Origin of the sequence: Lacrimispora sp. (assembly GCF_047605665.1) — a bacterium.
GTDB lineage: Bacteria > Bacillota > Clostridia > Lachnospirales > Lachnospiraceae > Lacrimispora.
This window is the reverse complement of sequence record NZ_JASGFH010000023.1, coordinates 52,165-66,158: the sequence shown is the minus strand read 5'-3', so window position 1 is coordinate 66,158 and position 13,994 is coordinate 52,165. Positions and strand designations below refer to the sequence as shown.

16 protein-coding genes are annotated in these 13,994 nt (G+C 46.5%); 1 reads left to right on the top strand and 15 read right to left on the bottom strand.

What is annotated here, in order from left to right:
* Positions 1-220: 220 nt before the first annotated feature.
* Positions 221-1,069, bottom strand: coding sequence for an AraC family transcriptional regulator (locus QM657_RS17060; RefSeq protein ID WP_415067899.1), 849 nt, complete (start codon positions 1,067-1,069; stop codon positions 221-223).
* A 135-nt stretch (positions 1,070-1,204) separates the two neighbouring features.
* Here QM657_RS17060 and QM657_RS17055 point away from each other — a divergent pair, with 135 nt between their 5' ends.
* Complete coding sequence (locus tag QM657_RS17055) at positions 1,205-2,602, top strand: alpha-glucosidase/alpha-galactosidase (protein WP_415067898.1); 1,398 nt, start codon at positions 1,205-1,207, stop codon at positions 2,600-2,602.
* A gap of 109 nt (positions 2,603-2,711) precedes the next feature.
* Here QM657_RS17055 and QM657_RS17050 read toward each other — a convergent pair whose 3' ends face one another.
* The 14 genes from QM657_RS17050 to QM657_RS16985 all read right to left on the bottom strand — a co-directional run bounded on the left by QM657_RS17050 (position 2,712) and on the right by QM657_RS16985 (position 13,857).
* On the bottom strand, positions 2,712-3,203 hold the full coding sequence (locus QM657_RS17050; protein WP_415067897.1) for a metallophosphoesterase: 492 nt from the start codon (positions 3,201-3,203) through the stop codon (positions 2,712-2,714).
* Positions 3,200-3,814, bottom strand: coding sequence for an XTP/dITP diphosphatase (locus QM657_RS17045; protein WP_415067896.1), 615 nt, complete (start codon positions 3,812-3,814; stop codon positions 3,200-3,202). The genes QM657_RS17050 and QM657_RS17045 overlap by 4 nt, the downstream gene beginning before the upstream one ends.
* A 29-nt stretch (positions 3,815-3,843) precedes the next feature.
* Positions 3,844-5,154, bottom strand: a complete 1,311-nt coding sequence (locus QM657_RS17040; protein WP_415067895.1) for a lectin like domain-containing protein — start codon at positions 5,152-5,154, stop codon at positions 3,844-3,846.
* Between the two features lie 24 nt (positions 5,155-5,178).
* A complete protein-coding gene (locus tag QM657_RS17035) occupies positions 5,179-6,360 on the bottom strand; it encodes a THUMP domain-containing class I SAM-dependent RNA methyltransferase (RefSeq protein ID WP_415067894.1) in 1,182 nt (393 codons plus the stop codon).
* 1 nt (position 6,361) lies between these two features.
* Entirely contained in the window at positions 6,362-6,910 is a 549-nt protein-coding gene (gene yfcE, locus QM657_RS17030; RefSeq protein ID WP_415067893.1) for a phosphodiesterase, read from the bottom strand.
* 80 nt (positions 6,911-6,990) lie between these two features.
* Positions 6,991-7,299, bottom strand: coding sequence for a rhodanese-like domain-containing protein (locus tag QM657_RS17025; protein WP_415067892.1), 309 nt, complete (start codon positions 7,297-7,299; stop codon positions 6,991-6,993).
* 119 nt (positions 7,300-7,418) lie between these two features.
* Entirely contained in the window at positions 7,419-7,616 is a 198-nt protein-coding gene (locus QM657_RS17020) for a hypothetical protein (RefSeq protein WP_415067891.1), read from the bottom strand.
* A 277-nt stretch (positions 7,617-7,893) separates the two neighbouring features.
* Positions 7,894-9,846: a BglG family transcription antiterminator gene (locus tag QM657_RS17015; protein WP_415067890.1), complete on the bottom strand. Its 1,953-nt coding sequence runs from the start codon at positions 9,844-9,846 to the stop codon at positions 7,894-7,896.
* 33 nt (positions 9,847-9,879) lie between these two features.
* On the bottom strand, positions 9,880-10,698 hold the full coding sequence (locus tag QM657_RS17010) for a tyrosine-protein phosphatase (RefSeq protein WP_415067889.1): 819 nt from the start codon (positions 10,696-10,698) through the stop codon (positions 9,880-9,882).
* Between the two features lie 42 nt (positions 10,699-10,740).
* On the bottom strand, positions 10,741-11,550 hold the full coding sequence (locus QM657_RS17005) for a PTS system mannose/fructose/sorbose family transporter subunit IID (protein ID WP_415067888.1): 810 nt from the start codon (positions 11,548-11,550) through the stop codon (positions 10,741-10,743).
* Positions 11,550-12,338 carry a PTS mannose/fructose/sorbose/N-acetylgalactosamine transporter subunit IIC gene (locus tag QM657_RS17000; protein WP_415067887.1) on the bottom strand — a complete coding sequence of 263 codons (789 nt, stop codon included), beginning with the start codon at positions 12,336-12,338 and terminating at the stop codon, positions 11,550-11,552. The genes QM657_RS17005 and QM657_RS17000 overlap by 1 nt, the downstream gene beginning before the upstream one ends.
* Position 12,339: 1 nt before the next feature.
* Complete coding sequence (locus QM657_RS16995; RefSeq protein WP_415067886.1) at positions 12,340-12,807, bottom strand: PTS system mannose/fructose/N-acetylgalactosamine-transporter subunit IIB; 468 nt, start codon at positions 12,805-12,807, stop codon at positions 12,340-12,342.
* Positions 12,791-13,222, bottom strand: a complete 432-nt coding sequence (locus QM657_RS16990; RefSeq protein ID WP_415067885.1) for a PTS sugar transporter subunit IIA — start codon at positions 13,220-13,222, stop codon at positions 12,791-12,793. The genes QM657_RS16995 and QM657_RS16990 overlap by 17 nt, the downstream gene beginning before the upstream one ends.
* Before the next feature lie 170 nt (positions 13,223-13,392).
* On the bottom strand, positions 13,393-13,857 hold the full coding sequence (locus QM657_RS16985) for a GNAT family N-acetyltransferase (RefSeq protein WP_415067884.1): 465 nt from the start codon (positions 13,855-13,857) through the stop codon (positions 13,393-13,395).
* Positions 13,858-13,994: the final 137 nt, after the last annotated feature.

Genomic DNA, 13,994 nt, shown 5'->3' with positions numbered 1-13,994 from the left:
ATTCCCATACGGACTGCTCTATGCTCTGCCATCTTCTTCCATTCCTTTCTTTTTTGCCATGTCTTATGGTTTCAAGATATGTGACCAACTAATATATTACATACATTAGTATACCAGTATGTGAATGGATGTCCACCGTAAATTTAAACGAAAAAGCTTTTATTCTTTTATATATATTATCCAAAAATTTTATTCTTTTTTTATATATTTTATCAGTATTCTATTTTTCCTTCCTGTATTTCAAAGGAGTGACCGCGCAGTGCTTTTTAAATACGCGCTCAAAATAGGTGACGCTTTCAAAACCCAAAAGCCCCGATATTTCTGTAATGGAATACTGGCTGTTTTTCAAGAGCTTCTGGGCCTTTCTCATCCGGGCTAAGTTCCGGTACTCATTGACAGACAGCCCCGTCACCTCCCGGAAAATCTTGCTCAGATACGATTTGCTGATGAAAAAGCGCTCCGCCAGCTCCTCTAAAGATTCTTCTGTCTCACAATGAACGGTTAAATATTCCGCTGCATCGTGGACCCTTCCGTGCTTCAGGCTCTCCACCCTCGGAGGCATTTCCTTCATCACATCCCTTTTCCTGCTGCGGGAAATCATGAGAAGAATCTGGGAAAGCTTCAGCCTTACCATCACCTCATAACGCTCTCTCTTCTGTTTCAACTCCTCTGCGATCCCAAATAGCAGCCCTTTCATTTCCTCCCATTCCTGTTTTGAAAGCCTGGATACGCCGTAATAATCTTCAAATACTTTTTCCAGGGAAGGAAGCCCTGCACTTTTTAACCACGGCTCCAGCGCCCTTTTGCTTAACTGGAGCAGAATCCGGTCATGGCTCCTGCTTGCGGCCTGGCTGGTCTTATGAACCTGCTGGCGGTTTATGAGCACCACATCCCCTGTCTTCACATGATACGTTTCTTTCTCTATAAAATAGTAGCGCTCCCCTTCCAGAAGAAAATACAACTCATACGTATCATGAAAATGTTTGATCGCCATGGAATACTCCTGGTCCCTGACCACCCGGTCAATGACAATCCCTTCCATGCTTTCCGAAAATAATGTTTTTTCCATTATAACCTCCCAATTAGAAGCCAAAAGTATGATTTTTATCAAAAAAAGCCCGATTATATAAGCATTATAATACTATAATCCATTATACTTATCAATATAAATGACTGAACCGATCACCCGCCAGGAGGAAGCCTTATGAAGTATGAGAACGACAAAGTGACAGATATCACCATTGCCTACATAGGCGGAGGCTCCAGAGGCTGGGCCTGGACCTTTATGGCCGACCTTTCCATGGACAGCTCCATAAGCGGAACCATCCGCTTATATGACATCGATGAAGCCGCCGCCAAAAGCAATGAAACCATCGGCAATAAGCTGACAGAAAGAGAGGACACTGTCGGAAAGTGGAATTATGTCACCTCCGGCTCCTTAGAAGAAGCCCTGACAGGCTGCGATTTCGCAGTCATCTCCATCCTTCCGGGGACCTTTGAAGAAATGGATTCTGACGTCCATCTGCCGCAGCGGCTTGGCATCTACCAGTCCGTAGGCGACACCTCAGGTCCGGGAGGTGCTATCCGGGCACTGCGCACCATCCCCATGTTTGTGACCATTGGAGAGGCCATCAAGCAGTACGCGCCGAAAGCCTGGGTCATCAACTACACCAATCCCATGTCCTTATGCGTCAAGACCCTTTACCACGTATTTCCTGAGATCAGGGCCTTTGGCTGCTGCCATGAGGTGTTCGGCACCCAGAAGGTGTTAAAGGGAATCTGCGAGGAAAGCCTTGGCCTGGAACGCGTGGACCGCAGCCACATCCATGTCAATGTTCTGGGAATCAACCATTTCACCTGGTTTGATCAGGCTTCCTATAAGGGAATCGATTTATTCCCCGTCTACCGTGATTATGTAAATGCTCACTACGAAGAAGGCTACAACGAGCCGGACAAAAACTGGGCAAACAGCACCTTTGAATGCGCCCACAGGCTGAAATTTGACTTATTCCGCCGTTACGGCCTGATTGCCGCGGCAGGGGACCGCCATCTGGCCGAATTCATGCCGGGCGGGGAATATTTAAAGGACCGTGAGACTGTAAAGGGCTGGAAGTTCAGCCTGACAACTGTGAAATGGAGAAAGAACGATTTACAAAACCGCCTGGAAAAGAGCAGAAAGCTGGTAAGCGGGGAAATAGAAATGGAACAAAAGCCCTCAGGAGAAGAAGGAATCCTCTTAATCAAATCCTTATGCGGCTTAGAGAGGACTGTGAGCAACGTCAACATCCCAAACACCTTTTTGCAGATTCCAAACCTGCCCCCAAAGGCGATTGTGGAAACCAATGCCGTGTTCAGCAGGGACAGCATCAAACCGGTGGCTGCCGGAGCTATCCCGGAAAATGTTCTGGAACTGATTCTGCCTCATACAAGAAATCACGAGCTGATCTTAAAAGCAGCCCTCACTTATGACCGGAACCTGGTATATGAAGTCTTTTTCAATGATCCTCTGGTAAAGGGCCGGGCTTCCAAAGAGGAAATCATAAAACTGGCTGATGATATGATCGATGCCACTCTTTCTTATCTGCCGGAGGGCTGGAAATAAACTGTTTCATATGGATGGCGAGGGCAAAAGAATTTCCTGCTATACATGCAAAATGAGGACAAAGGCATTCCCTGCCTTCGTCCTCATTTTACATCTATTCCTGACTCTCTTATTTCCCCAGAAAATTCAAAGTATAATGTGCCTCTCCCTGCTCATCTAACTCCATAATCATATAGGAAGGTTTTCTCCCCTCCTGCCTGGGATAGGATAAGCTTCCCGGATTTAAGATGGTGACTCCGTTATGTACCTCGTAAAGGGGCCTGTGGGTGTGGCCGTACATGACGATATCGAAGTTTCGCTCCTCAGCCTCCTGCTCCAGCCGTTCCGTTCCAAGGGATACATTGTAATAATGGCCGTGGGTCAAAAGTGCCCGGTATTTTCCAATCTGCACCTCTTTCTCCCGGTCTAATTCGGAGAAGAAATCATTGTTTCCCAGAACGAAATGCAGTTCGCAGCCCTTTCCTGCCCACTCCGCAATCTTTCCTTCACTGCCCTCGGAATCTCCCAGGTGGATCAGCATATCAAGGGGCTTCTGCTCCTCCATGACCTTTTGTAAGTTTTCATCCCTTCTGTGTGTATCACTGACGATCAATATTTTCATCTCTTTCCCTCCCAGTTCATTTCCATAAGCTTTTTCTTCATCTCCTCCAGGGCCTTACCCCGGTGGCTGATCCTGTTCTTCTCTTCCATGGTGAGCTCTGCGCTGGTCTTTCCAAACTCCGGAAGGTAAAGGATGGGGTCATAGCCGAATCCTCCATTTCCGGCAGGCTGGTCCGCCAAAATGCCTTCCATGGCTGCCTCCGTATGAATCACCTGCCCGTCAGGCAGGACTGCTGCAATATTACAGATAAACCGGGCGCTTCTGTCGCTGCCGCTTACACCTGCGGCCCGATCCAGCAGATTCCGGTTTTTGATATCATAGGAGGTATCCTCTCCCATGTATCTGGCTGAATAAATGCCCGGCTCTCCGTTTAAGCAGTCCACCACCAGCCCGGAATCATCTGCAAGAACGATTCCGCCGGTCTCTTTCCACACTGCCCTGGCCTTGATCTCAGCGTTTTCCCCAAATGTATCTCCGTTTTCCACGATCTCAGGATCAGCTCCAGACTCCTTCATGGACAGGATTTCCAACCCCAGATCCTTTAAAATCTCCCGAATCTCCCCCATCTTTCCTTTGTTTCCTGTGGCAAATACGATTTTATCTCCCCTCATTTGCCTCTCCTTTCGTTTCTAAGCACTCTCTACCGGTCCTTTGTATATGCCTTTAAGCAGAGATTGCAGTTTTTTCCTTTTTCAGCCCGTTCCCAGGCCATTCCGTCGGGGCTGATATAACCCTCCCCGTCAGAAATGTCCACAACCGTACGCCCGTCCCCGGAATCGTATTCAATGGCCGCAGGATGAACGGCCCCCGGTGTGGTGATTTTCACAATCACGGCAAAACGCTCCCCTTTAGAAAGCTTCAGCCCCTTTCGGACCTTCCCGGAAAAGGGAACCGTATAAAATCCCCCGTATTCAAAGCTTCCCTGAGCTGCCAATATCTTTTCTTCAAATGCCCTGCCGGCTGTGATCTCCTCCTCAGCACCCGCATGGCGCACCACATACACCTCATAGGAGGTTTCAGGCCCTGTCGCGTAAAAACCTGCCGCTTCAAGCCGTTCCTCTCCTGCTGCCTCATATACATTGGAAAACCAGACCGTTTCCTCCCCATATCCCAACTGCCCCACCCAGCCCCGAAGGTCTGTCTGGTAGATATGGGCGGAATCATCGGCATCCCCTGTATCCGTATAAACAAGATTATTCACTCCGATGTTGGAATCATAATAGGAAACGTAATAAAAGCCCTGATCTCCAAACCCGTTTCCCCAACTGTTTATGCAGATAAATGCGCCGTCTTCCGGAACCTGGACGCTGAAATTTTCTTTTGGATAGGCGTCATCCCAGCCAATGATTACGGAATCGTGATTGGGAGGCATGGCGCCCATATAACAGTAAGAAAAGTTTTCTTCATTATAAAAGGCAGACCTGCTTTCCTCATCAACCATGGAGGTGTAGAGCGAGCTTTGAACCCCTCCGTATGAGAGGACGGCTCTCTTGATCTTTTCGTAATCCTTTTCCGGCAGAATCCAGATTTCCTTCACATGCTTTTCCGCCTTCAGTCCCTGAGGAGAAATACCGTCCCCGTAAGGGTCCTTTTCCTCGGCTACCGGCCCTTTCCAGGACAGCAGATAAGCCATGGACATGGTATACTCCCCGCCAGCCTCCTGTGGGATAAAAAATCCATTGTTTAAGGACATATGGTCCTCTGAAAAATCGTGAGCCTCCTCAGGAAGAAGGCTGGCCTCCAGAGCCTGAAGGGAGGCAAATGCCCAGCAGGTGCCAAAAGAACCCTGATTTTTCACAGTCGGGACGCGGCCTTCCTGCCTCCCGTCATAAAAAGCAGGAAGCTCCCTATTAAGGGGCTCCACATCTTCTTTCCAGTACCAGAAGCCTGCTCCAAAGCAAGAGGCTGCCAGGAGCAGGAGGGCAAACCATTTTCTAATCTTCAACGACATCTCCTTTGGTTCAAAGGGCGGATATCAGTCGGTGTTTTTCTTTCCTTCACCGGCAGGATTATGATGCCTTGGCGGCTTCGGCCCCATGAACTGATAAAAATAGGTCTTCATCATTCCATTATATATTTTACGGTTTTTATCCGCTTTCTTTCCTATATATTTTTCTGCTTCCTCATAAGCAGTGATCATATACAGGGACCAGGAATCGAGAGCCTTATACCGCTCTCCGATCATCTGGTACAGCTCCGGCAGATTCTTCTTTTCCTCCAGACGCTCTCCGTAAGGAGGGTTGGTGATGATAAAGCCGTATTTTTTCGGGTGGCTCAGCACGCTTAAGGGCCTTTCCTGGAAATGAATCATGTGGTCCACTCCCGCCTGCTCCGCATTGGTTCTGGCCGCTTTTATAATATCCCCGTCAATGTCATAGCCCTGAATATCCACCTTGACGCTGTCGTCCACAAGGTCATTGGCCTCATCCATGGTCTCATACCAGCATTTTCTCGGAATCAGGTTTTTCCACTCTTCGGATAAAAAGGAACGGTTCATGCCCGGCGCCCGGTTGGAAGCCATCATAGCCGCTTCAATGACAAAGGTGCCGCTTCCGCAGAAGGGGTCCACCAAAATCCTATCCTTGTTCCAGGGAGTCAGCATAATGAGAGCTGCTGCAAGGGTCTCTGTAATAGGAGCCTTGCTGGTCATGGTGCGGTAACCCCTCTTGTGAAGGGAGTCGCCTGTCGTATCGATGCCGACAGTCACCTCATCTTTATGAAGGAACACCCGGAGAGGATAGCTGCTTCCGCTCTCCGGAAACCACTCCACCCCGTAGGACTTTTTCAGCCGCTCCACCATGGCCTTTTTCATGATGGACTGGATATCCGAAGGGCTGAACAGCTTGCTTTTAATGGAAGAAGCTTTTGCCACCCAGAACTTTCCATCCTGGGGGATGTAATCCTCCCAGGCAATGGATTTGGTTCCCTGAAACAGCTCTTCAAAGGTTTCCGCATGAAAGCTTCCCACCTTCAAAAGCACCCGTTCTGCTGTCCGCAGGAATACATTGGCACGGCAGATGGCTTCGTCATCGCCTAAAAAGGTGACCCTTCCGTCCTCCACCGTGGTGATGTCATATCCTAAATCCGTAATTTCCCGTTTCAATACCGCTTCCATGCCGAAATGGCAGGGCGCAATGAGCTCAAATGTTTTTTTCACTTTATTCTCCTAAGTTGATTTCTTTTATCACATTCCCGTCAAAATCCAGAATCCGGAACACCTGGTCCTCCAAGATTCCATAGGTAGGCGGATTGCCTCCCTTAGGGATGGACACAGATCCCGGATTTAAAACAGTAATTCCCTGGTCACGTTCTGCCGTCAGAATATGGGTATGGCCGTGAAGCAGAATATCCCCCTTCTGAATGGGGGGTAAATGGTCCTGATTGTAAATATGGCCATGGGTCGCATAAATGGTCAGGCCGTCTACGGCCAGAAGGGCGTAATCTCCCAGAATGGGAAATTCCAGCACCATCTGATCCACTTCTGTATCGCAGTTTCCCCGCACGCTGTAAATCTGGTCCTTCAGGCCATTGAGCATGGCGATCACTTCCTTGGGCGCATAATCCCTGGGAAGATCATTTCTCGGACCATGGTAAAGGAGGTCTCCCAGCAGAACAAGCCTGGAGGCTCCGGAACCTTCATATGCATGCAGCAGCTCCCTGCAATAATAGGCAGAACCATGGATATCGGAAGCAATCATATATTTCATAGGTTTTTCTCCTTCTGCAGTCAGTCATGTGTATAAGCTATATTTTAAGACCATGAAGGTGTTTCTGTCAATGAATTTACCTATCCCCGAACCATATATTTTCCCCTGTAATACTCGATTCCATTGGCTATATTGACCAGATAGAATCCATAAGGCTCCAGCTCCCTGCATACGGACATGCTCTGCCCTCCTCTGGAGCAGTAAAATATCAGCAATTGGTTCATAGGCAGATCGCCCATCCAACTGTCCCTGTATTCATAAGGCAGATTCACCGCCCCCTTAATATGGCTCTTTCGGTAGGATTCTTCCCGGCGCAGATCAATGATCATGGCATCTTTGTTATTTTCTATATAATAATCGATTTCCCAAATGGGTATGGTTCTGAACATATTATCCACCTGTCCTTTCTACTAATAATATATTCTCCATTTCCAGGAATGGGAAAAGCGCAGAAAAGAGCTCATTGTCTCTTTCCCACGCCTTTTTCATTGTTTTTCCGGTCTGCTATTTAGTTGGATTTGTTCTGGTTGTTGTTGCGGCTGCTGTCACGGCTGGAGTTACGGCTGCTATCGCGGCTGCTGTCACGGCTGGAATTGCGGCTGCTGTTCTGGTTATTGTTTTGGTTGTTATTCTGGTTGTTATTCTGGCTTGAGCTGTGAGAACTCTTGGAAGAATTATCCATATCATTGTAATTGTTCTTGGACATCTTAAATACCTCCTGTAGGATTTTCTTGTTACATGAAGTAGTATGGCAAAGTTAAAAAAAATTATACTTTTTTTTGCGTTTTTAATAAAAAGAATTTCATGTCAGGATTTGTAAAAAATAACTTTGCATTTTTTCCAGGTTCATACTATAATAAGGATGAGGAATGCAAGTTCCTCATCCTTATTAATTTTTATACTCCCCTTAGAGACAGCCTGATATCTCCCCTATCACGGCTGTTTCTTTTTTTCCAAAACAGGCACGGTCCTCACATCTTTTGTCAATTACTGATATTATCTCCCGCCAGAAAAGCGCGGTACAGTGTTTCCCGGTTTTCACACTGCTCCCTTAAAAGAGCCGGATTCTCAAATATCCGGTCCAGAACATGAATCATCATCTTCAGTTTCTGGCCGTTATCATTGATCTGCATGTCCACAGCAAGGAAATACCTCTCCCCGTACAGCGATACATCCGCTTCATCTTCAAAATAAAAGATGCAAAACTGTTCCTTAGCGGAATTTAAATTTAAAAACAGGCGGATATCATGATTTCTCCCCATAATGATATCTTCATACTCTGAATTTTCAAATTCCTCCACGGGAAAAGGTTCAAACCGGAATTTCTCATCGATCTTAAAATATCGGATGGGCGGAAGGATGTCCTGATGCCTGTAAGAGCTTAAAAACACATGGTTTAAAGAATCCATATACTCCTTTTCCGCCAGGTCCTCGGAGGCATAATAAATGGGAGAATATTCGATGTTCATATTCCTTCCATATTCCATACACAGGTAATAATCGTAATCCAGAGAATCCATGCTTTCCAGCTCGTACAGCATCTTTGTCTCAATTTTTTCAATGAAGTCACTGAAATAATGCTGTAAATTAAATTTGAGCTGCTGCGTGGACAGCCTTCCGTCGATGGCAATGAGAGCCAGCTTCAGCTTCTGATGAGGCAGGACCATGCGGTTGAACAGTCCCAGTATGGTGGTAAAGATCAAATACTGCTCCCGCTTGGAAAACTGATAGCCATACTTTTCCTGAAAGGCTTCCCGCAGGCGCTTGACTCCGTGATGGAGCACCGGCTTTCGTTTCATGACTCCCAAATCATGAAATCCCAGGTCCACATCATCGGACAGCTTCAATACCTGCTTTAAGCTGATGGGAATCATGATTTTTAATAAGTCCTTAAAACAGGTGTAATCGTCAAACAGATTCACACAAAAATAAGAGGACAGCTCTGTCAGCACAAAGTTCCTCAAATCCTCCGCTATTTTTATCAATCCGCCGTACCTCTCCTCTGTACAGTCCCTAAACCGGTACAAATCCGTGCTCATAATGGCAATCAGAGTCAGATACTTTATCACACCCTCATCAAAATCAAATCCCGAATATAAATTTCTCAGCTTTTGAACCAGCTCTTCCACCATGGTGAATTCATTGGTGATTTCATAGTCAAAGCACAACTGGGGAAATACAATGTCCGCCCTCTCTTCACTTAACAGATAGTTCCTGAAAAAGATCAAGTACATCAAAAACCGTTCCGAATAAATATCGGAAAAAACAATGTGGGAACTGGCTAGCGTCTTATGAAGCACTTTTCTCAAATTCGCCTTTTCCGTTTCATCGCAGTAAAACAATTCGTTGAACGCAGGAGCCCAAAGGTCTGTAGGGCTGTTTTTATAAAAATAGCGGTACATCCTCACCATGCAGCAGATTTTATAAAACAGCTCTCCCTGTATGGAAATGCCGTAGTGAGGCCTTGCCAATATTTCAATATGATACATCCGGAAAAATTCCTTTACCTCCGAGAACTCCTTGTGCATGGAATTGCTTTCATTTAAAAACAGCTCTCTTTGGAACTGCTCCGCTTTTACCGGCTCTTTGGAAGAAAGCAGGCGGCGTATGATGTAATGAACCCTGATTTTCTGCTCATCATTGACCGTATTTGGCTGATAAATCTGGAAATACTCCTTCATCTGGCGGCTCTGCACCTGATCCCGCAGCACCAGCCGATACCCCTGGGAGCTCTTTGATGCGATCTGTATTCCAAACTGGGACAGATCGTACCGCATGCTCTTAATATCACTTTTGATGGTCCTGGGCGTGACGGAGAGTTCCTCTGCCAGCTCCTTGCTGGATACCGTCACCCCGGAACGGAGCAAAAGGAGAAAGATGATCTTATGTCTGGGATTTGACAGAACTAAAAATATATCCGATATCTTATCCTTCATAAAACATCCTCTCCTTTCTCCGCTGCCCTCCGGTTATTCCAGATAGAGGTCCTTTAAGCTCTGAATCTCTTCCTCTGTCACACCCAGCTCTTCTTTTGCGTACTCTGCAATGCCGCCATAAACCTGTTCGATCTCCTGCATGGAAGCTTCAATAAAATCCTGCTTCGTATCAATAAAAGAATAAAGGTAGTCCAGCACCATCTGATCCGAGGTGTAGGTTTTGTAAATCTCCATCTTTTCGGCATTTCTCTCCGTCCGGTTTTTGCCGGTGAGCATGTAATCCTCCAGAAGGGCCTCCCGCTCCACCCCCAGGAGTCCCAGAAGAAGCATGGTTCCAAATCCGGTCCTGTCCTTGCCTCCCCTGCAATGCTGGACAACGGCTGCGGCCCCAGGCTGGGCAACCACGTGAAGCATGGTCCCAAATGCCTTCTTTGATTGTTCTTTGTGAATGAAATTCCGGTACTGCTCCAGCACAATTCCATCCCGGCCTGTAAGCAGGCCCTTTTCCTTCTGCTCTGTCACCTTTTTCACAAGGTTTTCATCTTCCTTGTCCTTGCTGGAAGAAAACTGGGCTGCCAGCTCCGCCGCATGGGCGTCCGGGTCAAGCTGATACGTCTTTATTCTGTCGTCAAACTGAGGATTGGGGTACTTTTCAATCTCATTTTTGCTTCTGTAATCAATTATAGTATGGATGCCCAGACTTTTCAACTGTTCCAGCCCCTGCTCATCCGCATTAAAAATATGATCTGAACGGTATAGCTTTCCCCACTTTACCGTTTTTCCGTCATAGGTAGGATAGCCTCCCATATCACGGAAGTTATTCATCCCTGAAATCGGTATGTTCCGCTGCATTTTGCTCCCCTCATCTTTCCCATACTGCTGCCCGCATATGTATTAACCGATAATTGACAATCCGTAAAGCAGGATGGAAATCACCATAATGGACATAATCAGCATGGCCGCATGTTTTCCGCCTGTTCTCTTTAAAATACGGTAAACAACGATGGTGACCAGCAGGCTGAACAATCCCGGCATGATCTTATCAAACATTTCCTGAAGCTGGATAACATTTTCTCCGGCTCCCAGCTCCATAACAAACTTCACCTTGATGACCGAGGCGATCAGCGCTCCGATTACCATAAGGCCCACCACATTGGCGATGTTTGCCATTCGCTGCAGCACATTGGTTCCTGAGCCTGTGACCATCTCAAAGCCCTTTTGATATCCCCAATGGATTCCATAATATTTCGTAGCCACATTCACAACATTGTATAACAGGAACATCAGAATCGGCCCGATCACGCTGCCGTTTAATGCCAGAGCCGCACCGATGCTGCCGCAGATGGGAAGCCAGGTAAATTTCAGCACACTGTCTCCGATTCCTGCCAGAGGTCCCATAAGGCCTGTCTTAATAGCGACTACCGTATCCTTTTCTTCCTCTGTGGTGCTTTCCTCCACCGCCGCAGTCACGCCTAAAATCAGGGCATCAGAATTTACATGGCTGTTGAAGAACTTCAAGTGCCTGTTCATGGCCTCTACCCGCTCCTCCTTGGGTTTGTTGTGGTAAAGGCGTTTTAAAATGGGCGCAAAGCTTGTGAGAAAGCCGATTGCCTGCATGGATTCAAAGTTATTGGTCAGGTTTAAAAACTGCATATTAAAAAGCATTTTGTTCAAATCGGATTTTTTGATCTTATTATCTTCCATTATAAATCATATCCCCCTTCTTCCGTATTATCTGGCCCTGGAGCCGCTACCGCTGCTGACTTAGATACCTCCTTAGCCTGAGCGGCCATATCATAAAGGATTGCCATTGGCAGAGAAATCAAAGTGATTGCCAGTACGGATAAATCCATGTAAACAGCAAACGCGAACCCGCAGATCAAAAATGCCCAAAGCTCTGCTTTCTTAATCATCATCTGCATCAGCAGACCGATTCCCACTGCAGGAATGATCTTTCCTGCGGCATTTAATCCGTTTACCACTACCGCCGGCAGGGCATTAACCACCTGGTCTATGACTGCCGCTCCCAAAGAGATGGCTAAAAATGTAGGAACCGCACGAATCAGGAATACGATCACCATAGGAAGATAATTAATGCGGAATAATTTGTCGAAATCACCCTCAGCCGCCATGCGCTTTGCAATTGGGTTTAAAGCGATGATACCGGACCTGTACAGGACCAAAAGCTGCTGGGCCAGCAAAGAGGTGGGCACTGCCAGAGCCACTGCCGTTGCCACTCCGCCTGAGGAAATTCCAAGAGCGGTTCCGATGGCTGTTCCGGTTATCATATCAGGAGCAGAATAAGCTCCTACATTTCCAATTCCCATCCACATGACCTCCAGGGTTGCGCCGATCATAAGCCCTGTGGTCAAGTCTCCCATGATCAGGCCCACCACGGTGGCGATCAAGAGCGGTCTTCTTATCATTTGTGTTGCCATATCGTCAATGCTGCACAATCCAGCCCATACAGCAACGGCTAATGCTGCTCCCATATTAGATTACCCCCTCTAAATTAATTTTTTCATCATTGGGCACCATCTGAATCTCGATCTTCATTCCGGCTGCCAGCATTTCCTTAAATGCCGCCCGCTCCTCAGGGGTCACGGAAAGAGTTTTGGTGAGCTGTTCCCTTCCCTCCTGATAGCGCATGCCTCCGATGTTCAGCTCCTTAATTTCCACGCCGTCCTTTACCAGCTCATTTACGTCCATGCTGTTTGTAAACAGAAGCATGGTTCTTCTCTTGATGGGGTTGGTCTTTGTGATGTCCGCAAACTGCTTCACCCCAAAGGCGTGTACCTTGATTCCCTGAGGAGCCGCCATGGTCAGGATGTTTTTCTGTATGGCATCTCCTGCAACCTTGTCATTTACAACAATAATCTGTTCTACCTGATACTTATTCACCCATGTTGTTACCACCTGTCCATGGATCAGACGGTCATCAATTCTACAAAAGCAGATCATCTTCCTCTTCCTCCTTTAACTTGCCGTTGGTAAACAGTGACATTCCATTGCTGTAAGCATTTTCGATCACTCCTCTTATTTCTGAGAAGTCCCTTCCCCTGTTTAATGAAAATTCCAGGAGTACCGGCAGATTAAAACCGGAGCAGAGAATCACATTTTCCCGGCTTAACAGATTGCCTGCCAGATTCATGGGCGTTCCTCCCACAATATCCGCAAACACGACCAGCCCGTTTTCTGTGTCCAGCCTGTCCACCTTTTCAAAAAGCTCTGCCTTTAAAGCCTCCACGTTGTCCACAAGCTGAATCGCCATTGTATCGTAGTTATTCTGCTTTCCAATAACCAACTCCAGGCTCTCCATAGCCGCCTTTGCAAAAAGGCCGTGGCTCATGACCATCAGTGCAATTTCACCATTCATATTCCTTCTCCTTTCCCCATTGAACCGTTCATGAATTGTTCTATATGAGGATTCTATCTGTTTTTGCCTTTAACCTCCAGTTTTTATTTTTCACCTTTATTAGTGAACCGGGGAAAATAAAAAACCTGACATTGATATTTGTCAGGTCTTCATGATCAAAAATGCCCCGGTCACCCCGGCAGTTCCATCTCATCATTCATTTTTATAAATCCATACTTTTCGTATAGTGGACGTCCCATCCTCGTTGCTTCAAGAGATATGGCAGAAATACCTTTCTCTTTTGCTTCCGAAACAAGAAAATCTAATATTTTATAAGCAATACCCTTTCTTCTGTAATCAGGCTGTGTATACATATTCATGATATACGCCTTAGTGCCGGTTGGATTATGGAAGGTAGGCATCACGCGGAAGAAACTGATGCCTCCGGCTCCGGCAAATACATTTTCATCAAAGACCAGATAAGCGATATGGGTTTCATCGGACAATGCCTTTTTATAATAATCATAAGATTGTTTTTTTACTTCTGTCATGTCAACAGAGCCATCCAGGTTATTGGCAGCTCTTAAAACCTCTATTCTCGTTTCTGTTAACATCTCTAAATCATCCAGTGTTGCCCTTTTATATGATAATGCCATATTGTTTACCTCCTCACAAGCTGCAGAGATGAATGCCCATTTCATATATCTGAGTAAAATCCCCTGGTATAAGCCCTATTCTTTCAAAAATTATACTACACTTCTTATGATACTTCCACACAATTACTCAAAAGCCC